Annotated in this window: 20 protein-coding genes and 1 pseudogene; 9 read left to right on the forward strand and 12 right to left on the reverse strand. The window is 65.5% G+C overall.

The window, feature by feature from the left end; translation table 11 throughout:
* Positions 1 to 280 precede the first annotated feature (280 nt).
* From JQT59_RS12505 to JQT59_RS12525, 5 genes are read left to right on the forward strand one after another with little or no spacing between them, the layout of a single operon-like run.
* On the forward strand, positions 281 to 826 hold the full coding sequence (locus tag JQT59_RS12505; RefSeq protein WP_213576394.1) for a thioesterase family protein: 546 nt from the start codon (positions 281 to 283) through the stop codon (positions 824 to 826).
* Complete coding sequence (locus tag JQT59_RS12510; protein ID WP_249354363.1) at positions 772 to 2,310, forward strand: flavin-containing monooxygenase; 1,539 nt, start codon at positions 772 to 774, stop codon at positions 2,308 to 2,310. The genes JQT59_RS12505 and JQT59_RS12510 overlap by 55 nt, the downstream gene beginning before the upstream one ends.
* A complete protein-coding gene (locus JQT59_RS12515) occupies positions 2,307 to 4,076 on the forward strand; it encodes an alpha/beta fold hydrolase (RefSeq protein WP_213576395.1) in 1,770 nt (589 codons plus the stop codon). Before JQT59_RS12510 ends, JQT59_RS12515 begins: the two co-directional genes overlap by 4 nt.
* The gene (locus JQT59_RS12520; RefSeq protein WP_213576396.1) at positions 4,073 to 4,915 is read left to right on the forward strand and encodes an SDR family NAD(P)-dependent oxidoreductase; all 843 of its coding nucleotides are present in this window, start codon (positions 4,073 to 4,075) and stop codon (positions 4,913 to 4,915) included. The genes JQT59_RS12515 and JQT59_RS12520 overlap by 4 nt, the downstream gene beginning before the upstream one ends.
* A 43-nt stretch (positions 4,916 to 4,958) precedes the next feature.
* Entirely contained in the window at positions 4,959 to 6,143 is a 1,185-nt protein-coding gene (locus JQT59_RS12525; RefSeq protein WP_213576397.1) for a PucR family transcriptional regulator, read from the forward strand.
* On the opposite strand, the gene JQT59_RS12530 is transcribed toward JQT59_RS12525, so the two are convergent.
* The 4 genes and pseudogenes from JQT59_RS12530 to JQT59_RS12545 form a co-directional block, all read right to left on the reverse strand.
* Positions 6,090 to 6,956: a short-chain dehydrogenase/reductase gene (locus JQT59_RS12530; protein ID WP_213576398.1), complete on the reverse strand. Its 867-nt coding sequence runs from the start codon at positions 6,954 to 6,956 to the stop codon at positions 6,090 to 6,092. The two genes, JQT59_RS12525 and JQT59_RS12530, sit on opposite strands and share 54 nt — an antisense overlap.
* 175 nt (positions 6,957 to 7,131) lie before the next feature.
* Positions 7,132 to 7,354 (reverse strand): annotated as a pseudogene (locus tag JQT59_RS12535) (transposase); the annotation flags it as partial.
* A gap of 508 nt (positions 7,355 to 7,862) precedes the next feature.
* Positions 7,863 to 8,504: an RES family NAD+ phosphorylase gene (locus tag JQT59_RS12540; RefSeq protein WP_213576399.1), complete on the reverse strand. Its 642-nt coding sequence runs from the start codon at positions 8,502 to 8,504 to the stop codon at positions 7,863 to 7,865.
* Complete coding sequence (locus tag JQT59_RS12545; RefSeq protein WP_213576400.1) at positions 8,504 to 9,151, reverse strand: hypothetical protein; 648 nt, start codon at positions 9,149 to 9,151, stop codon at positions 8,504 to 8,506. The genes JQT59_RS12540 and JQT59_RS12545 overlap by 1 nt, the downstream gene beginning before the upstream one ends.
* A 587-nt stretch (positions 9,152 to 9,738) precedes the next feature.
* Here JQT59_RS12545 and JQT59_RS12550 point away from each other — a divergent pair.
* On the forward strand, positions 9,739 to 10,191 hold the full coding sequence (locus JQT59_RS12550) for a hypothetical protein (protein ID WP_213576401.1): 453 nt from the start codon (positions 9,739 to 9,741) through the stop codon (positions 10,189 to 10,191).
* Here JQT59_RS12550 and JQT59_RS12555 read toward each other — a convergent pair.
* Complete coding sequence (locus tag JQT59_RS12555) at positions 10,146 to 10,475, reverse strand: hypothetical protein (protein ID WP_213576402.1); 330 nt, start codon at positions 10,473 to 10,475, stop codon at positions 10,146 to 10,148. The genes JQT59_RS12550 and JQT59_RS12555 overlap by 46 nt on opposite strands.
* A gap of 189 nt (positions 10,476 to 10,664) precedes the next feature.
* A complete protein-coding gene (locus tag JQT59_RS12560; protein ID WP_213576403.1) occupies positions 10,665 to 11,699 on the reverse strand; it encodes a hypothetical protein in 1,035 nt (344 codons plus the stop codon).
* Positions 11,700 to 12,202: 503 nt separating this feature from the next.
* Here JQT59_RS12560 and JQT59_RS12565 point away from each other — a divergent pair.
* On the forward strand, positions 12,203 to 13,489 hold the full coding sequence (locus JQT59_RS12565) for a lactate 2-monooxygenase (protein ID WP_213576404.1): 1,287 nt from the start codon (positions 12,203 to 12,205) through the stop codon (positions 13,487 to 13,489).
* Positions 13,490 to 13,492: 3 nt separating this feature from the next.
* On the opposite strand, the gene JQT59_RS12570 is transcribed toward JQT59_RS12565, so the two are convergent.
* Complete coding sequence (locus JQT59_RS12570) at positions 13,493 to 13,780, reverse strand: LuxR C-terminal-related transcriptional regulator (RefSeq protein ID WP_201453408.1); 288 nt, start codon at positions 13,778 to 13,780, stop codon at positions 13,493 to 13,495.
* A 126-nt stretch (positions 13,781 to 13,906) separates the two neighbouring features.
* Positions 13,907 to 14,971 carry a GmrSD restriction endonuclease domain-containing protein gene (locus JQT59_RS12575; RefSeq protein ID WP_213576405.1) on the reverse strand — a complete coding sequence of 355 codons (1,065 nt, stop codon included), beginning with the start codon at positions 14,969 to 14,971 and terminating at the stop codon, positions 13,907 to 13,909.
* Positions 14,972 to 15,108: 137 nt separating this feature from the next.
* Between JQT59_RS12575 and arfB the strand changes: the two genes are divergently transcribed.
* On the forward strand, positions 15,109 to 15,570 hold the full coding sequence (arfB, locus tag JQT59_RS12580) for an alternative ribosome rescue aminoacyl-tRNA hydrolase ArfB (RefSeq protein WP_213576406.1): 462 nt from the start codon (positions 15,109 to 15,111) through the stop codon (positions 15,568 to 15,570).
* Between the two features lie 71 nt (positions 15,571 to 15,641).
* Positions 15,642 to 16,121 carry a sigma factor-like helix-turn-helix DNA-binding protein gene (locus tag JQT59_RS12585; RefSeq protein ID WP_213576407.1) on the forward strand — a complete coding sequence of 160 codons (480 nt, stop codon included), beginning with the start codon at positions 15,642 to 15,644 and terminating at the stop codon, positions 16,119 to 16,121.
* Positions 16,122 to 16,128: 7 nt separating this feature from the next.
* Here JQT59_RS12585 and JQT59_RS12590 read toward each other — a convergent pair whose 3' ends face one another.
* The 4 genes from JQT59_RS12590 to ligD form a co-directional block, all read right to left on the reverse strand.
* Positions 16,129 to 16,476 (reverse strand): VOC family protein, encoded by a 348-nt coding sequence (locus tag JQT59_RS12590; RefSeq protein ID WP_109335346.1) that lies wholly within the window; start codon positions 16,474 to 16,476, stop codon positions 16,129 to 16,131.
* Between the two features lie 40 nt (positions 16,477 to 16,516).
* Positions 16,517 to 17,080 carry an SRPBCC family protein gene (locus JQT59_RS12595; RefSeq protein ID WP_213576408.1) on the reverse strand — a complete coding sequence of 188 codons (564 nt, stop codon included), beginning with the start codon at positions 17,078 to 17,080 and terminating at the stop codon, positions 16,517 to 16,519.
* A complete protein-coding gene (locus JQT59_RS12600; RefSeq protein ID WP_213576409.1) occupies positions 17,077 to 17,394 on the reverse strand; it encodes an ArsR/SmtB family transcription factor in 318 nt (105 codons plus the stop codon). Before JQT59_RS12600 ends, JQT59_RS12595 begins: the two co-directional genes overlap by 4 nt.
* A gap of 90 nt (positions 17,395 to 17,484) precedes the next feature.
* Positions 17,485 to 18,456, reverse strand: coding sequence for a non-homologous end-joining DNA ligase (gene ligD, locus JQT59_RS12605; RefSeq protein WP_213576410.1), 972 nt, complete (start codon positions 18,454 to 18,456; stop codon positions 17,485 to 17,487).
* Positions 18,457 to 18,499: the final 43 nt, after the last annotated feature.

Here is an 18,499-nt window from a genome sequence, read left to right on the forward strand (position 1 = left end):
CGGAAACCGGTTCCGCGCGATGTACCGGTATCGTGCGAATCCGACATGGTCCGCCTCGGCGTGATGCGCCGGCTCCGAGACCTGGGATCTGCCGAAACTATGCTGTGTCCCGACCGGCCTCAGGCCTGCCCATCCATCCTGCCCGGCCTCTGACCTACCCGCGCCTGTGCGCATGCACAGAGCGCCCGTCGCTGGCATGTCACGGCAGCCATTCCGATGGCGTCGACTCACGCGGACGATGAACTGACTGCCGAATCGCGGCAGTGAGGCACGAGAGCGGGTGATTTCGGTGATCATGACGATCCGCTGGCTACTCCGAATGGTGACGCTGCGGCGCTCTGCCCGAGTCGGTGATCCACTCGTGTCGCGGTTCCGCGTACTCGTGTTCGATCTGGACATCCTGATGCATATGACGAACGGCCGCTACCTGTCCGTCCTCGACGCGGCTCGGATCTCGTACTACGCGAGAACGGGCCTGTGGCGCCAGTTCAGGGCCCGCGGATGGAGTCCGGTCGTCACCGCCCAGACCATCACGTACACGCGCCCGCTCACCGTAGGTCAGGCCTACCGAGTCCGGACGGTCCTGTTGGGAGTCGACAGCAAGAACCTGTACTTCGAGCAGGCATTTCACCGCGGCGACGTCAACCACGCGTCGGCGTTGGTGTCGGTGCGTGTGACGTCTGGATCCGGCACCTCCGTTCCGCCGAAGGATATTCTGGCCCTGGGCGGCTCGTTCGCCCTCCCGACCGAACTCCCGACCAGTGTCACGGCATGGTCGGCGTTCTCCCGAAACCCGAACTCACAGATCGCGAGACGACCATGGTGACTGCCCAGACGACCGCGAGCCCCGATCACCACGTGCTGGCGATCGTCGGATCGGGCTTCGCCGGAATCGGTGCAGCAGTGCGCCTCTCGAAGCTCCACGAGGGCAGTGTGGTCATCTTCGAACGCGCCGCGACTCTGGGCGGAGTGTGGCGCGACAACGACTACCCGGGGGCGGCGTGCGACGTCCAGAGCCTGCTGTACTCGTTCTCGTTCGCGCCGAGCCACCGGTGGCGACACACGTTCGCGCGACAGGCCGAGATTCGTGAGTACCTCGAGCGTGTCGCCCGCGAGAACGGTCTGCTGCCCCGTCTGCGCGCGGAGTGTGCGGTGACGTCCATGACATGGGACCCCTCGACCGCGCGCTGGACTCTCGAGACGGCACGGGGGACGTCCACCGCCGATCACGTGGTCCTTGCTACCGGATCGCTCGCTGATCCCACGCTCCCCGCCGTCGACGGTATCGAGTCCTTCGAGGGAGTGATGTTCCACTCGTCGCAGTGGGATCACGAGACTGACCTGTCCGGCCGACGTGTTGCGGTCGTCGGAACCGGAGCCTCCGCTATCCAGTTTGTGCCGAAGATCCAGCCGATCGTCGGCTCGCTGACAGTGTTCCAGCGCACCGCTCCATGGGTGATGCCGCGCGAGGACAAGCCGATCTCCTCGACCAGGCGTGCGTTGCTGCGGACGATCCCCGGTTATCAGCGAGCGCTGCGAGCACTCATTTACGCTGAACGCGAGATCAAGCTGCTCGCGTTCCGGCACCCGTTCCTGATGGCCATCGGGGAGAAGGAAGGGCGCGCGCATCTACACCACGCGGTGCGCGACCCCGAGCTCAGGGACAAGCTCACCCCGAACTACCGCATGGGCTGCAAGCGTATCCTGCTGTCCGATGAGTACTACCCGGCACTGGCGCAGCCCAACGTGAACGTCGAGACCGTTGGTGTCTCCCGGGTCACCCCCCGCGGCGTCGTCGATGCGAACGGCACCGCGCACGAGGTGGACGCGATCATCTTCGGCACCGGTTTCGAGACCAGCCGACTTCCGTTAACCGATAGGGTGTTCGACGGTCGAGGCCGGTCGATGGCGGATGGGTGGGGAGACAGCCCGCGCGCCTACCTCGGCACGATGGTGGCCAATTTCCCCAATCTTTATCTCATGCACGGACCTAACATCGCGCTGGGACACACGTCCGTCATCCTGATGTTCGAGTCGCAGATCCACTACATCGAACGGGTGATGGCTCATGCACTACGCACCGGTGGTTCGGTCGAACCCACTGTGACGGCTCAGGCGCAGTACGCCGACAAGATCGACGATCTCACCGACGGAACGGTATGGACGAGCGGCGGATGTTCGAGTTGGTACCTCGATCCGGCCGGACGCAACAGCAATCTGTGGCCCGGCAGCATTCTCGGGTATCGCAGCAGAGCGATGCGATTCGATCGCAGTCGCCACACGACCCGGATACGGGCAGTGGCGCGATGAGTTCCGACGCCGTCGTTCTCCTTCACGGTCTTGGTGGCTCTCCCTCGACGTGGGACCGTGTCCGCCCGCTCCTCCCGGGGTCGGTGCTCACACCCCGAGTGAGCGGCGCCGTGTCGATCGAGCAGGACGCACTCGACGTCGCGCGTGCGATGCGCTCCGCGGGCCATACATCGGCGACGGTCGTCGGCCACTCGCGCGGCGGACTGGTCGCGACGTCCCTCGCGGAACAGTTCCCGGCGCTCGTGAACCGCCTCGTGCTGGTGTCGACGCCCCCTACCGTGGCGAGCAGGCTCACCGCGCACGAGCTGTCGGAGGCGATCCTGCGTGTGCCTGCATTGGGCGCCGCGGTGTGGAAAGCGCTGCCCGCCCGTTCCTTACGGCGTGGTCTGAGGTCCGCATTCGCACCAGGTGGGCCGGTACCGGACTTCGCGGTGCGCGACCTGGCCGAGACGGGTATCGGGCGATTCCGGTCGTCCACGACGGCGATCGACCACTACCTGGAGGAGAGCGATCTCGCCGACCGTCTCGTGGCACTGACATGTCCGATCGAGCTGGTCTACGGACTCGACGACCGTCGTGTCGATCCTGTCGCGATGGCACGGTGTGCGGCGGGTCCGGAAATCGATGCGTTTCCGCTCCGACACGAGGGGCACGGCGCACCGTGGAGTTCGGCGGGTGCTGTCGCCGCGGTGATCACGGGCCGGGCCTGGCCGTCGGCGGCTGCCGGGCAGGCCGAGAAGTTGCCGCCGCGACTGCACCCCGTCCGGTGGACGCCGCCCCGGGCCACTCCTCGTGCGCGCGAGACGGCGAGCGCGGACCCAGTCAGAGGTATCCGACGCATCGAGCTTCCTGGGCGCGGACCGGAGGACGTCCGAGTGGACTCGCTCGGCCGCATCGTCACGGGGGTGGAGGACGGCCGGATTCTTCGCGTCACCATCACCGACGGCGACGCCACGGTCGAGACGCTCGCAGACACGGGCGGACGACCCCTCGGCATGACGGTCGTGGACGACGCGACCCTGTTGGTGTGCGACAGCGAACGTGGTCTGCTCCGGGTCGATCTCGACACCGGTGCGGTCGACGTCCTGCTCGACTCGCTCGACGGTGAGCCGATCACGTTCGCGTCGAACGTCGTTCGCGCCGCGTCGGGTCGTGTCTACTTCACGGTGTCGACGCGCCGCTTCGGTTTTCACGACTTCCTCGGGGATCTCCTCGAACACTCCGGGACGGGACGCATCGTGGTGCTCGAGCCGGATCGCAGCGCTCGGGTGTTGCACCAGGGGATCCAGTTCGCGAACGGACTGACCGTGTCCGACGCCGAGGATTTGCTGATTGTCTGCGAGACCGGAGACTTTCGCGTCATGACGTATCCGCTGGCCGACGGTGCCGTCGGCACACCGCGTGTGCTGGTCGACAACCTTCCGGGCTTCCCCGACAACATGTCCGTCGACGGCGACCTGACGTGGGTGGCGATGGCGACGCCGCGCAGCGCTCTGTTCGATCGCGTGGCACCGCTCCCCGGCGTCCTGCGCAGGCTCGCCTACTCGCTGCCGGAGCGCGTGCGCTCCGGCGCGTCCACAACGTGGGTCATCGCGGTGGACGGCCAGGGCGCCGTCGTGCACGATCTGCAGACCTCGTCGCCCGAGTACTCCATGGTCACCAGCGTGGTGCGCCGCGGGCCGCACCTCGTTCTGGGCAGCATCACCGAATCGGCGCTCGCTGTCATCGATCTCCCCTCCACGTTCTCGAAGAGAGTCGGCACATGAGTTCCTCCCCCCTGGCCGGATCGGTCATCGTCGTCACCGGTGCCGCAGGCGGAATCGGATCCGCCACCGCAGTCGAGTGCTCGCGCCGCGGCGCCGTGGTGGTGCTCCTCGACGTGGACGCAGTGGGGCTGGCCCGAGTTGCCGCTACGATGACGGGTCCGTGCGCCACACATGTGCTTGACGTTCGAGACGCCGATGCGTGCGAGCGAGTGGTCGAGTCGATTCTCGTCGAGCGGGGAGCAATCGACATCGTTTGGGCGAATGCCGGTGTCTCGGAGTACGGGCCCATCGATCTTCTTCCGGACGGGGCATGGAAGCGCATCATCGACATCAATCTGATCGGTGCGCACAACATCGTCAGGGCAGCACTGCCCGCGGTCCTCGAGTCGGGCGGCTATGTCGCGTTCACCTGCTCCTGGGCGTCGTTCGCCCACCAACCCGGCCACGCCGCGTACGCCGCGGCGAAGGCAGGCCTCGAGGCGTTCGCGAACTCGCTGCGCCTTGAACTGAGTGGAACGGGCGTGCGAGTCGGGTCATTCCATCCCGGTTGGATCGACACGACGTTGGTTACCGGCAAGATGGCGCAACCGGCCTTCGCGGCCCTGCTCGACGCCCTGCCAGGTCCGTTCGGAGCGGTGACACCGGTCGAGAAGATCGTCCCGCACTTCGTCCGCGCACTCGAGGAGCGATCCTCGCGCATGGTGTACCCGCGGTCGGGTCGGATACTGCTCGCTCTGCGCTCATTCCTGCCCACACGTGCCTTCACCGCGCGCAGCCGCGCCGCCGCACCCGAGATTCGCCGACTCGCCGGCCTGGAAGTACGAACGCCGGATGCGTAACGCCCGGATGCGCGATGCTCGTGACACAGGAGAGGCGGAGCCGATGACCGAGGAGGACAGTACGGTACTGCGCGAACGTGAGATCGCTGCGCGGATCGCGTCGCTCATCTCGGACAGTGACGCCCAGATGGACACCGTGGCAGCCGACTTGACCGAGCTGTACCGTAGGAACATCCCCGTGTACGACTCGGTCGCCCGGGACGAGGTCCAGCGGAACACCCGCGCGGTGCTCGACATCGTGGTGCGGCGGGTACGCAGTGACTCTCCCGCCGTGAACGAGCACGATGTCAGCGATCTCGTCCGACGGTGGGCCGATCAGAAGATTCCCCTGGAACTGATCGCCCACAGCATCCAACTCGGTGCGCGCGAGTTGTTCAAGGTTATTCGGCACAACGCTGCCGAGCAGGGGTTGACGAGTCACGCCGTCGACGACATGCAGGACATGATGTGGGAGTGGGCGACCTCGTACTCCGCCGCCGTGAACACCGTCATGCAGGAGCGGGCAGTGTCCGGCGCCGCGCGCCGCGCCGACCTCATCCGTCAACTGGTCGAGGGCTCCTACGTTCCTGCGTCACTCGACGCGGATGCGCGCGAACACGGTATCGTGCTCGACCACCCGTACCATGTGGCGTGCGTCGCGTGGGATGATTCGTCCGTCGTGTCCGACGTTCGCGCTATGCTGCGGATCCGCAGCAGCACACATGAGTTGGCGGTCATCGACGCGGTCATCGACCGCCACCTCGTGGCACTGCTCCCCGCGGTTCCTGACCGATGCGACGCCGCCGTACCCGTCGGGATCGGTGACGCCCGGCCGGCAGCCGAGGCACGTTCGTCGCACCGTCAGGCGCACCGTGCACTCGAACTCGCCACGACATTCGGGAAGACAGGCGTCCTCGACCTGGCCGCGCTCGGGCCCCTCCCCCTGCTGGCGCTGGGGGAGGACGCCGCGGATCACCTCGCGACCGCGCACCTGACCGCTCTGGTGGAGCGTGGAGCCGTTGGCCGCGAGATCATGGACACCGTGGCGACGTACCTGGACAACGACCGCCGCGTAGACGACACGGCCGCAGTGTTGTTCGTACATCGCAACACCGTCCGCAACCGTGTCGCTAGGTTTGGCGACCTCACCGGTCTCGACATCGACAGGACCACCGATCTGGTGTTGGCGTGGTGGCTATTGACGCGGGAGCGTACCACTCGCGCGACTCTCCAGGATCCCGCGCTCTAACGCGGGAACGGTCTTCTTCACCTTCGGTCGAAGAATCGCGTCCCACAGACGACCGGTGAATATACCCCGTACTGTGTCGACGGCCCGAAGTGCGCCGGGCACGTACACCTTTCGACGCCGCTTTACGATGGCATCGACGAAGGCATCGGCGCAGTCGCCGAGCTCGGTGACCACGTCGAACGGCCAGGGAAGTTTCTCGATGCCCGCGCGCACCGCGTCGATGCTGTGCTGCGAGTCGAACATGGGTGTGCGAACGAAGGCTGGATGAGCCACCCCCACACCGACACCCTTGTGCGCGACCTCGAGGCGAAGCCCCCCACCGAACGCCTCCACACCCGTCTTGGCAGCGGCATAGGCGGATTGACCCGGAACGTTCTTCAGGGCGGCCGCCGAGGAGACCAGCAGGAAGAAGCCGCGTTGAGCCGTCACCGCGGAGAGCGTCGCATGAACCGTGCGGATGACGCCGATGAGATTGACGTCCACGATTCTCGCGAGCGTCTCCACGTCGCTGATGGCGACCGTTCCCGCCTCCGCGATACCGGCGTTGGCGACCACGACATCAAGGCAGCCGTACTCGGCGAGCACCGTGGACACGGCGCGCTCGAGTGACTCCGTGTCGGTAACGTCGGCGCCGATGGACAGGTGACGTCCGTTGCGTGACGTGTCGAGACTCGCCATAACCGGCGCCGGCACCTCGGTACGGTCGACGAGCACGACGTGAGCACCGAGGCCGGCGAGTCGACGTCCAGTCTCGAGGCCGATACCGGACGCGCCACCGGTGATGAGAACAACCTTGCCTGCAACTGACGTCATGATTCCGCCCTCGACTCGTGTTTTCTGTCACCCACGATCGTCACGGACGGCAGGACGCCGTGGAAGGTGCGTGGTTCCATCGACCCGAGCACGAGGCTGTGCGTGTGCACACCCCGGTCCCCGACCTCGGACGGGACTATCAGTTATTCGGTGGATCTGGATCTGGCACATCGGTTTAGTTCTCGCTCGGGGTGAGCCGGCCTTCGAACGTGATCGCGAATGAGTTCAGTGCCGGCTTCCATCTCACTGCCCCTCGTGCTCTGCCTTTCCCTGTCGGGTCCAAGTGCTCGGGTCGCGAGATACAGACACTTGAGCGCCGATTGGCCCGTCGGGAAGTGCCCGCGTGCCCGGATCGCCCGCCGGTACCGGGCATTGAGGCGCTCGATGGCATTCGTATCTGACATGAAATTTAATAGGTGCCTCGCGTAGTTCGGCCGGCTGGCCGGGGTGTGTTTTCCCGGTCGTACGGTGAGACCGTCCGGAACTGGGGCATCTGTGAGGAATCGGTATGGGCAGGCCGTTCTTGTTCGATGGGCCGCGAGCCCGTGTTAGTACATGGCCGCCCTTGCGACTTGTCCGGCTGCGCTGCGAGCGCGAATCCGTAGGTGTCGATTGCCCACCCTTTCCTCGAATCCTCGAGACTGGTTGGAGGTGGCTGTGGTGGTCCGATATATCGGCATGGATGTGCACCGTGACTTCGCTCAGATCGCGATGGTCGAAGACGGTGTGATAGGCGACGTCGGCCGTGTGGATTGCCGACCTGAAGCACTGCGCACGTGGATATCTGGGTTGTGCAGCGATGACGAGGTGGCTCTCGAGGTGCGCATCCTTCTGCCGGTGACATCGACGGCGACTACTGCCCTCGACGATGATCACCCCGCGGCCAGGCGATCCCACCCTCCTCGCTCAGACGACGTGATAGCCCAGCGCGACTGCAGCGCTGTCGATTCGGCGTGCGAGACCGATATGGGACAGTGGCAGAGAGAGTGCCGGGTTGGTGGGGAAGGCGTCCGCTGCTGGTTCGAACAGCGCCACGCACAGTTCACCGGCGAATTTTCCGCGGTATGCGATCCCGTCGAGGTGAGGGTGGGCGCGGCGGATCGAGCGAGCCCACGCCTGGGACTGGGTGTGTGGGCCCGAGTCGAGGGAGTGGTTGCATCCGAGTCGGGTCGGCCAGGTGCCGCCGGCGAATCCTCCGAGATCCAACAGTGTCAGCGTTCGATCGAGGGTGAACGCGGACAGGTACGGGACACGGTCGGTCCGATCGATCACTGGGGTCCCTTGAAAGACCTCGGCGAATGCGCCGCGCGGGCTACTGGCTCCGTACCAGATGCCGTAGTCGGGGTGGTCCCCCCGCGGTCGTGGGTGGTGATCGAAGCGCAGAAGCGGACCGTGTGTGCGGAAGCCGTTCCACGGCAGAACGTGGGTGCCGTCGGTGGCGTGGATGCGCCAGAGACGATGTGTGGCAGCGGGGATGGTGACCAGTTCGTCGGCGAGGATTCCTGCGGTGCGTAAGTCTTCGATCCGGGGCGGGGTGGTGGTGGCCACTATCCGAGACTCGTCGCGCGTTCGACGACCTCGAGCACGTCGGGTAGGTCCTTTTCCGTTGCGGCCGAGGTGAGGAACTCGACGACCGATGCAGGGTGTCCGTCGACTGTGAGGTCTTCGCGCGACACTGTCAGCACCGCGTGCACGGTCAGGGGGTGCAGGGTTCTGGGGAGCCGGGGCAGGATGTGGTCGAGGTACGGAACCATTCCGGTGTCGGTGAATTGCGCCTTCGGGTACAGGCGTCCCCGCTTGTCGATGTCGTCGAGAACCCAGAGTTTGCGTTCGATGGAGGTGAGTTGGCGCACCCGCGGAGCCTTCACCTTCAGCAGATCAGCGACGTCGGAGGCAGTGAGCGCGGTGCGCCGGAGGTCGGTCATGGTCTGCGCCCGGCCCAGGGCAACGGCGAGGCTGGCGCGTTCGCCGTCATCGGTGAAGCCGGCGTCGTCGAGCAGGTCGCTGTCGTGCTGTGAGAGCGCTCCCTGCGGTTGCAGCGCGCCGAGGGAAGCGAGGTACTCGAGTGCGCAGGCGACGGTGGCGCGCTCGATGGGGTGCCCGACGGTGCGGGTCAGCGCGTCCTCGAACGAGAGTGCACCGCGCGTGTACTGCTCGGCTGCGGCCCGTGCGCGTCGATCGTCTGCAACGGTCATGAGATATTCTCCTAACGCCTGTTAACAGTGTAATCCGGCGTTGATCTCTAGCTACCGCGGATGCCGTCACACGGGGATGACAGCGCACCGCCTCACTGCGCAACGCTCAGAACAGGCATTATTTGAAGCGGAGAACCCGCACGGCACCATCACCGGCATGTTGGAGATGTTGCCGTGGTCCCTGTATGTGATGGCGGGGTGCGTGCTTCTGCTGCTCATGGCACCCGCGCGCGGTTCTGTCCGAGTCCCGCGCGAGGGCCCTCGAACGTCATCACACCGCGCGTTCGCGTGTCGTGGCCCGGCGATGGCAGCAGGCAGCGCTCGTGTGTTGGTCGGCTTGCGTGATCTTGTCGGCCGCGATGCCGCTGTGCTTGGTGCTGTTGGCCCTATGAAAATCCTGCGGCTACTGTTCATCCGCGACCCGCTCCTCGAACGACGCCTGACCGTCATGTTGGTCCTTTGGGGTTTCGCCGCCGTAACCCGCGACCCCTACTTCCAGAGCTGGATCGCACCGCATCTGACCGATCTGTCGTTGATCCGCCAGGTCACGCATTGCTTCGCGATGCTCGCCAGTGGAGCAATGCTCGGTGTTGTCATCATCTGGGGCACTGGAAGCGAAGACGACACCTGGACCACGGAGCCGACGAGTAGAGCGCGGCTCGACCCGCAACCCTTTCATCTATGCCGCGATCGTCGTCTTCGGCTTGGCACTCTTCTGGCTGTCCGAGCCTTCCCGCGCGGGAGGACAAATACTCGAGCAGTACGGAGGATGGCAGGTCATCGCCTACATGCTGCTGTACACCTTGCCGACCATCGTGGCGGTGACCGCTGCCGGCCTGCTGGCGTTCGAATCGTTCCATGGGGCGGCATCGCCAGTCCTGAAGGTCGGCACGATGGCGATCGCGCTGGAATGCCTGTTCTCGCTTGCCGATGCCATCACCCGCGTAGACAACGCCATGTTCGTCGCCGGGCACCACATCTACTTCCTCACTGATTACAGGCCGTCAGGTGGGTCAGAATCGGATTCGAGTTCACGATAGAACGCGTTCAGGTCGATCTCTCGCAATAGGTAGCGGGTGTCGACCTCACCGGTCTTGAAGTATCGATGGAAAATTTCGGCAGCTTCCTCGGCGACGAACACCTCATCCGGATACACCTGAAGAGTGCGGTTGCCGTGCTGGAACGGTATCGCGACACCCGGTTTACCTCGCCGCACCCCCGGGCGTCCCACCGTATACAGGTGATATGCCCCAGCGGCCTTCTGACGGAGTTCGATGGACAATGCGTTTGCGGATCCGGCGCACTGCAGATAGGTTTCCGCCATCTCTCGTCTCTCCGCCTCAGACAAGTCCTCGAGCCACTTCCCCCTGGGGATTTTCATGAGATTGAGCGAAAAGCGCTCCTCTCCATTGAGTCGACGCAACGGCCGAAGAAAGTCCTCGGGCCCATTGTCTGCCGAGAATGCGGTCTGGAAACTGCCGCTATAGGTCAATAAGTGTGTCGGTCGCATTGCTCACCCAGGTATCTCGAGGACTTCGGTGATCTTGATGATTTGGTCGCCGATCCTCGCCGTAGCTGGATAGTCGGCACTGACAGATTCGTCGAAGCTTCGTTGGCTCCTACTCTTGGTGGCGGTTCCACTTTTCACTTCTATCCCTACGTATGTTCCATCCGCCTTCTCGACGAGGCCGTCATAGTAGCGACCGCTGGGGCGGTCGGGAGTTGTTGCTCGTACTTGTTGTCGTTCCACACTCAGGCCAGTCTGGTCTTCGTAACGGTCAAGCGCCGCTTGCTCCTCTGCTTTACCGCTGATACCGGGATTTCCATCCGCGTAGTGCCCGAGTTCGTCGCGGCCGTCTCCCCGGTCGGCGGCCATTCCGTAAATGAGTGCACCGGCCGCCAGAATTCCCAGGGCCACGGCAACTGGTATCCCTACTCCGGTTTCTGCTGTACCCGCTGAGGCCATGGCAAGCCCTGCCGCCGCCGACGTTGCCGCATTTCCTGGCGGCGTGGGGTTCGGCTCGGCATCACTCGCAGCGGAGTCAGAGGATGAGGCCATTCCAAGGTCGATTTGGCCGTTTCCGTCGTGTTGCACGGCGGCAGCACCGTCGAAGGGTAGGGGAATGTCGGCCTCTTCGGCTTCCGTGGCATGGGGGTCGCGGTTGAGGTTGTCCAACGCCCGCTGCGGGTACCCGCCTTCGGTGTCGGAATCGGATGTACTCCGCGTCTTGCCGAACCTACTTTTGCTCGCCGCCACGTCTTGCCGTTCGCCGGTCGGTGGCGGGTCGGCGAGGATGGGGTAAGCGGTGTGGGCGTCGGCGTGAACCTGCTGGATCAGTTGCCCGTCGCGGACCACATAGTGGGTGGGGACCGGGTGTCCGTTCGCGTCGTACCCCCAGGGCGCGGCCATCTGTGAGACTTCGTTGCCGGTGGCGTCGAGGATTGATGCGGTGCCGTCCTGATTGGTTCGGATGGATCCGCCCGGTGGAACGTCGGGGGTCTCGATCACGGCCTCGTGGAGTGAGGTGGGATCGTTGATCAGAAACACCGTCCGGTCTCCGCCGTGGCCGTTCCGGGATCACCACCCGTTCCGTGCCGCCGGGGGCGTACCGCATGAGCGGCGTGACCGCGGTGCCCACAATCTGGGAGAGGGCCGACTCCGGTGTACGGGCGGCACTTTCTTCCGAAGGCGAAGAGATTCCGTCGGCCACGCGCTCCCGCGCCGCCGGGCGTGGGCGCGGATCTTCGCCGTGACGGGCATTACGCGCTCATACGAGGCAGTGCGGAGAACCCGAAGATGATCGAGGCGATTCGCATGAAGGGTGAGGTGGACCGCTACGGACTGACCTGTGCGGGGTCGGAACTGGTGAGGTCGATCCAACAGGGTGCGCCGGTGAGGGACTGGCGATCGGGCATCTCGGACTCCTGGAACGTCGGTGGTGTTGGACGCGGCAGTGCTGTGGTGAGACAGGTCTGCAGGAAGTGGTGCCGGTACTGAACATACGCGTCCGATCGACTCTGCGCCTTCGTGCTCTGTGCAAGACTCGGCGCATGGCTGTGAGCGAGAACCAGGACAACCCGGGCCGGGCCCGCCAGAACGTGATCTACCGTGACGGTGTTCTGGGACGCACACCCACTGTCCCGACGGACTTCGCGACGCTCGAACGCCGTGCCCGCAGGAAGATGAGTCCCAAGGCCTGGGCGTACGTTCACGGCGGCGCCGGGCTGGGCCGGACCATGCAGGCCAACCGTGAGGCGTTCGACTCATGGCAGATCGTTCCGCGCGTGCTGCGTGACGTCTCCCGCCGCGACATCGGCGTCGAAGTGTTCGGACGACGGCTACCCGCACCGGTCCTGCTGGCACCGGTGGGCGCCGCGGAACTGGCGCACCCCGAGGGTGACGTCGCGATCGCGGCGGCGGCGGCCGAACTGGGTGTCCCGTACATCTTCTCGAACCAGGGCTGCGCGCCCATGGAAGACAGCGCCGCGGTGATGGGTGATGCGCCCCGCTGGTTCCAGTTGTACTGGAGCACCGACGACGAGCTGGTCGACAGCCTTCTGCACCGTGCCGAGAAGATCGGGGCGGATGCTGTGGTGGTCACCCTGGACACGACGATGCTCGGCTGGCGGCCGGAGGACCTCAATCTCGGTTCGCTTCCGTTCGCGCAGGGGCAAGGCATCGCGCAGTACACCTCGGACCCCGTATTCCGCCGCATCGTGCGTGATCGAATCGCGGCGGCAGCGGCCAAGCCCGACGTCGAGGTGACACTCGGCGCGATCCGATCCCTCGTGTCGATGACCCGGCGATTCCCGGGCCGGTTCCTCGACAATCTCCGGTCACCGGAGCCCCGTGCGGCCGTCGAGACCTTCCTCGACATCTACTCTCGGCCGTCGTTGAGCTGGAGCGACATCGAGACGCTGCGTGAGCGGACCAGCCTTCCCGTCCTCCTCAAGGGTGTGCTTCATCCGGACGACGCCCGGCGCGCTCTGGACACGGGTGTCGACGGCATCGTGGTGTCCAATCACGGTGGGCGGCAGGTGGACGGCAGCGTCTCGGCGCTCGACGCTCTCGCAGACATCGCGCCTGTTGTGGACGGCAGGATGACGGTGCTCCTCGACAGCGGTATCCGTACGGGGGCCGACGTCTTCAAGTCGTTGGCTCTGGGGGCGGACGCGGTCACCCTGGGCCGGCCACACCTCTACGGTCTGGCCCTCGCAGGCCGGGACGGCGTCCGCGACGCCACCGCGAACGTGATCGCCGAATTCGACCTCACGCTGGGGCTGAGCGGCCTCACCTCGGTCGGTGAGATCAATCGGGATGCCCTGCGGAGGGCGTAGGCCTCAGAGTTCGGCGATGGTGATGATGTCGTCCTGAAGCGCCCGGACCAGCAACGCCGTCTTGGTGGTCGCGTCACGCCCCACCAGCGCGTACTTCTCGCGGATGCGGCTCAGGTGCGTGTTGACCGTGCCGAGAGCGATGTGCAGGTCACCGGCGACGGCTAGCTTGGAATCGCTGCGCAACCAGTGGCGCAGGACTTCCACCTCACGAGCCGACAGAGCAGGCCTGGTCAGCGCGGCGGGGGCCGTCGGGGGAGAGGGGGTGCCGACTTCGTCGGGTGCAGCGGTCATGCCGATCTCATCTTTCTGACATGTACAACAGATCTACAGGTACCCGACGTCCCTGCAGGCCACTTCACGATAACGGGTGCCGTGGACGCGTGCCTCGTCAGGCTCGGGTCGCAGGCGTATTTCGGGTCAGTTCTCGCAGCCGACGCCGTCCTCGTCACGATCGAGGTGTGACGCATAGCCGGGGTCACCCGCGCGCACCGGAGCGGCGCCCGCGGCCCGGGCCGCCGAGCAGTCCTTGTAATACACCGCGCTGGGGGGTGCGGGTTCGGCGAAGGGGACGGGCGCTGGAGCCGGCACAGGGGCGGGGGCTGGCGCAGGGGCGGGTGCGGGGGCTGGCACAGGCGCTACGACGGGAGAGGTTCCGCCGCAATCTTGGAGGACCCGCGCTATCGCGTCGTGCTCCGCCTGGGTGACCCACAGCCCGTAGGCCGCTTTGACTTCGACCTGGTCGGCCACGTACGTGCAGCGGAAACCTCGGTTCGGCGGCAGCCACGTCGCGGCGTCACCATCGGACTTCTGCTGGTTGGTGGGTCCGTCGACCGCTCTGAGGTTCCGGGGGTCGTTCGCGAAGTTGCGACGTGTGGCGGTGTCGAGCTGCTGGGCGCCCTTCTGCCACGCGTCGGAGAGCGCGACGACGTGGTCGATCTGCACGGCGCTCGAGGTGGTCTCGCCACGCACGAAGAAGCGGGTGTTCCCGGTGTACGGGTCGTGCAAGGTCCCGCTCTGCACCGCACAGTCGCGGGATCCGGGTTTGAATACGATGTTCCGAAGGTCGCGCCGGAGGATGTCGTTGCGTGTGTCGCAACCGTTGTGGCCGCCCTCCACCGTCACGTCGTCCGTCCACGACTGTCCGAAGAGTTCGCGGTCGTAACCCGTTTTCGGGGCGCGGCCCTTTATCGCCAGGGTATCGAGCAGGCGAAGCGCATCGCTCGCTCGAGTTCCGTCGACCATCCGGGGTTCGACGGCGGACAGATCAGGATCCGACGGCAGCGCCGCCTGCGGGGAGGCCGGTGCAGTCGTGGTCGGCGACGCTACCGAAGTTTCGGAGGCGGATACCGCCGCGGCGCCGGCCGAGTGGTCGTCCTCGGTCGGACTGAGGAAGGTGATCGCGGCGATCACCGCGACGATCGCGCCGGTGATCCATGGCCACTTCCGCCGGGTCGCGGATACGGGTGGCGGAACGTGAGTCATTCGGTCCTTCGGAGATATTGGAAGTCCGGGGGATATCGCGGCTCGGGGCTTCTCTGTTACGTCGGTGTGCCGCTACCGGCACTCGTGCGCGGGTTCTGGGATGTGTGCGTTGTCGTCCCCTCGGGCACACTGTGATCATGAGCGACGGACCCCGGGCACTTCCAGGGAGTGACGTCACCGACGACCTCGAGATCACTCGATCGCTGATCGTTCCTGCCGCAGAGTTGCAGTGGCGGTTCTCTCGCTCGGGGGGTCCCGGTGGGCAGGGCGTCAATACGACGGATTCGCGGGTGGAGCTGTCGATCGACGTGCGTGCGTTGTCGATTCTCACGGCGGGGCAGTACGAGCAATTGCAGATCGGTCTGGGGCACCGACTCGTCGACGGGGTGGTGACGGTGACTGCCTCCGACACTCGGTCTCAGTTGCGAAACCGCCGAGCGGCACGGGCTCGGATGTCGTCCCTGTTGCGGGCGGCACTCTTGGCCGAACCCCGCCGGCGGCGGCCGACAACCGCGACCAAGGGCTCCCATCGGCGCAGGCTCGAGGCCAAGAAGCAACGCGGACACGTGAAGAACCTGCGACGCAAGCCCGAATTATAGGGACTTCTACGCATCTCGAGATGGGGATAATCCCTGATGTGTCGCCGTCGGACGTGTCAGAGGATGGACGTATGTTCGGTGACGATGTGCGTTCCGCGGCAACTGCCGCTACATCAGGGGATCGTGCCGGCGTCGAACGGTTGACCACGTTGCTGTGGCCGTACGTGGTGCGTTACTGCCGTGCCAGGTTGGGGAACGGTCGTGAGGCATCGCGTCGGGTCGGTGAGGTGGCGCAGGAGGCGTTGCTCGTCGTCGCCCGCGACGTATCTTCGCTTGCTGCTCACGAGTTTCCGGTGCGCGAGGTGTATCGACGGATGGCCGGGACGGTGAACCGTGCGCGCGCCGACGCCGAATTCGGCATTGTCGACGCACCTCGGGAGGTATCGCAGCTCCTGCAGCGCCTACACCCCGTTGCTCGGGAGATCATGCTGCTGAGAGTGATCGACGGACTGTCCGTTCACGACACGGCGGGGGTCGTCGGCGTCCCGGTGGGTCGGGTACTCGTCGTTCAACACGAGGCTCTCCGGGATCTGCGCGGGGCGACTGTGTGAGTGAGCGTTACCGACTTCGGAGAACGCAGAATTCGTTGCCCTCCGGATCGGCGAGCACGACCCAACTCTCCTGTCCCTGACCGACGTCGGCGTGTCTGGCGCCCAGGGCGAGGAGTCGCTCGACCTCGGCCTGTTGATCGTCGGGCCGAAAGTCGAGATGCAGCCTGTTCTGTATCTGCTTGGGTTCCGGAACGGCGACGAACAGGATTTCCGGATGGCTCTCCGGTGTCGGCCGGATATGGACATCCCCTTCGATGTCGGTAACCAGCCCCCAGCCCAGGGCGGCTGCCCACCACTGTCCGAGAGCGGCCGGATTCACCGCGTTGACGACAACAGATTCCCATTGCAGTCTCATGGTTTCGACCGTACTGGCGCAGTCGGGCACTGTCAGCGGTTCACTCGAGTGTCGGGTCGATCGGCTCGACTCCGAGCAGTGCGGAGTACTGCTCGTTGAGTTCGCGCCAGCCGTAGTTCATCGCGTCACCGCCGACAATGGGCCCGATCGGGCTGCCACCCAAGAGTGCTTCGGCCACGTCGAAGCACATGTGCCAGCCGGCGGCCGTCATTGCAGTTGTGCGTTTGTCGTCGAGCGTGTGGCGCAGTGTCAGTCGCGTTCCCGACTCGGTTTCGTCGATCTGCCAATGCAGGACGTCGTCGCCCCACGCGTGTTCGAGGACGTGCGGGGCGTCCGCGCGTGTGACGTTGCCGTCGAGTTCGGTTCGCTCTTCCCCATCGACCATGACGAGCGTGGCAGGGCCGAGTGTTCCGAGGTTGCGGCTCGCCGTGTACGGCGCCCATTGCGGCAGTTCCGCCGGATCGGTCAGCGCTGTCCACAGCGCTGACGGGGAATGTGGGAATTCGCGAACGAACGTCAGCGTCCACCGGTCGCCCTCCGGTGTGGTCTCGACTCGACCGAGTGGTCCGGGGCGGTACGCGCTCCGGCGATTGGTCTCTGTCATGTCCTGTTCTCCTTCGAATCGAGGTGATGTCCGAGTGCGTCGAGGTGGCGATCCCACTGTTGGCGGTACGGCCGGAGCCACGCCTCGAGTTCGTCGAACGGGTCGCGGTGCAAGCTGTAGATACGGTGCTGCGCCGCCGTGCGGCACGTGACGAACCCCGCCTGGCGCAGTACCCGTAGATGCTTCGACACCGTGGGCTGCGAGAGGTCGAGCACGTCGACCAACTCTCCGACGCTCGCCTGGCCGCGGCGCAACTGTTCCAGAATCCGGCGGCGCTGCGGCTCGGCTACCACGGTAAACACATCGAGCGCCATGATTCGAGTATGCCTCTTTGGGTATATACGCGTCAAGGCATATGAGTGCGCCTCGCGACCATCGCGCCGGATGGCTGATGGCGTCGGCGATCAGTCCTCGGCGCCACCGGGATCGGGTTGGCCGGCGGCTTCGTCCCGCTCCGCCCATTCCAGCAGGGGCGCCAGCGAAAACACCGCATCGTCGATTCCGGCGTGTAGGTCACCGAGTTCCTCGAAGCGGGCGGGAACCGTGGCGATGGTGAATTCCCTCGGGTCGACATCGTCGATCTCGTCCCAGGACACCGGCGTCGAAACCGTTGCCTCGGCCACACCCCGCACCGAATACGCACTGGCGATGGTGTGGTCGCGGGCGTTCTGGTTGTAGTCCACGAAGACCTTCTCGGGGTCGCGGTCCTTACGCCACCACGTCGTGGTCACATCTTCCGGCGCCCTCCGCTCGACTTCACGGGCGAAGGCCAGCGCCGCCCGGCGCACGTCGTCGAATCCGTAGTGGGGCTGAATGCGCACGTACACATGCACGCCGGATCCGCCGGAGGTCTTCGGCCAGCCCGTCGCCCCCAGTTCGTCGAGCACCTCGTGCACGACACCGGCGACGCGCTGCACCCTGTCGAAACCGCAGTCGGGCATCGGATCGAGATCGATCCTCCACTCGTCGGGTTTCTCCACGTCCGCTCGGCGGGAGTTCCACGGGTGGAACTCCACTGCGGACATCTGCACCGACCAGATCACGTCGGCCAGATGCGTCACGCACAACTCGTCGGCGTGACGCCCATAGCGGGGGAACGTCACCCGCACCGTCTGGACCCAATCCGGTGCGCCGCGCGGCAACCGTTTCTGATGAACTTTCTCCCCGCTCAGTCCGTCCGGGAAGCGATGGGTCATGCAGGGCCGCTCCCGGAGCGCGCGCACGATGCCGTCGCCGACGCTCAGGTAATAGTTCGCGAGATCGAGTTTCGTCGCCCCCGTGGCCGGAAAATACACGCGTTCCGGATGAGAAATTCGCACGGTGCGATCACCGACCGCCAGCTCGACAGCGGGAGACTTGCTCTTGCCGGTCGCCATGCAGCCAACCTAACCCGCAGAAGGCACCACTCGCGCACTTTCC

The organism is Rhodococcus sp. USK13 (assembly GCF_018343855.1).
Taxonomy (GTDB): domain Bacteria; phylum Actinomycetota; class Actinomycetes; order Mycobacteriales; family Mycobacteriaceae; genus Rhodococcus_F; species Rhodococcus_F oxybenzonivorans.

Excerpts from the sequence above, each read along its gene's own strand:
- JQT59_RS12595 (WP_213576408.1), bottom strand. The coding sequence starts at position 17,080 with ATGACAGAGACCAATCGCCGGAGCGCGTACCGCCCCGGACCACTCGGT.
- JQT59_RS12585 (WP_213576407.1), top strand. The coding sequence starts at position 15,642 with ATGTTCGGTGACGATGTGCGTTCCGCGGCAACTGCCGCTACATCAGGG.
- JQT59_RS12600 (WP_213576409.1), bottom strand. The coding sequence starts at position 17,394 with ATGGCGCTCGATGTGTTTACCGTGGTAGCCGAGCCGCAGCGCCGCCGG.
- JQT59_RS12575 (WP_213576405.1), bottom strand. The coding sequence starts at position 14,971 with ATGACTCACGTTCCGCCACCCGTATCCGCGACCCGGCGGAAGTGGCCA.
- JQT59_RS12555 (WP_213576402.1), bottom strand. The coding sequence starts at position 10,475 with ATGGCGGAAACCTATCTGCAGTGCGCCGGATCCGCAAACGCATTGTCC.
- JQT59_RS12570 (WP_201453408.1), bottom strand. The coding sequence starts at position 13,780 with ATGACCGCTGCACCCGACGAAGTCGGCACCCCCTCTCCCCCGACGGCC.
- arfB (WP_213576406.1), top strand. The coding sequence starts at position 15,109 with ATGAGCGACGGACCCCGGGCACTTCCAGGGAGTGACGTCACCGACGAC.
- JQT59_RS12520 (WP_213576396.1), top strand. The coding sequence starts at position 4,073 with ATGAGTTCCTCCCCCCTGGCCGGATCGGTCATCGTCGTCACCGGTGCC.
- JQT59_RS12515 (WP_213576395.1), top strand. The coding sequence starts at position 2,307 with ATGAGTTCCGACGCCGTCGTTCTCCTTCACGGTCTTGGTGGCTCTCCC.
- JQT59_RS12590 (WP_109335346.1), bottom strand. The coding sequence starts at position 16,476 with ATGAGACTGCAATGGGAATCTGTTGTCGTCAACGCGGTGAATCCGGCC.
- JQT59_RS12545 (WP_213576400.1), bottom strand. The coding sequence starts at position 9,151 with ATGACCGTTGCAGACGATCGACGCGCACGGGCCGCAGCCGAGCAGTAC.
- JQT59_RS12530 (WP_213576398.1), bottom strand. The coding sequence starts at position 6,956 with ATGACGTCAGTTGCAGGCAAGGTTGTTCTCATCACCGGTGGCGCGTCC.
- JQT59_RS12510 (WP_249354363.1), top strand. The coding sequence starts at position 772 with ATGGTCGGCGTTCTCCCGAAACCCGAACTCACAGATCGCGAGACGACC.
- JQT59_RS12525 (WP_213576397.1), top strand. The coding sequence starts at position 4,959 with ATGACCGAGGAGGACAGTACGGTACTGCGCGAACGTGAGATCGCTGCG.
- JQT59_RS12565 (WP_213576404.1), top strand. The coding sequence starts at position 12,203 with ATGGCTGTGAGCGAGAACCAGGACAACCCGGGCCGGGCCCGCCAGAAC.
- ligD (WP_213576410.1), bottom strand. The coding sequence starts at position 18,456 with ATGGCGACCGGCAAGAGCAAGTCTCCCGCTGTCGAGCTGGCGGTCGGT.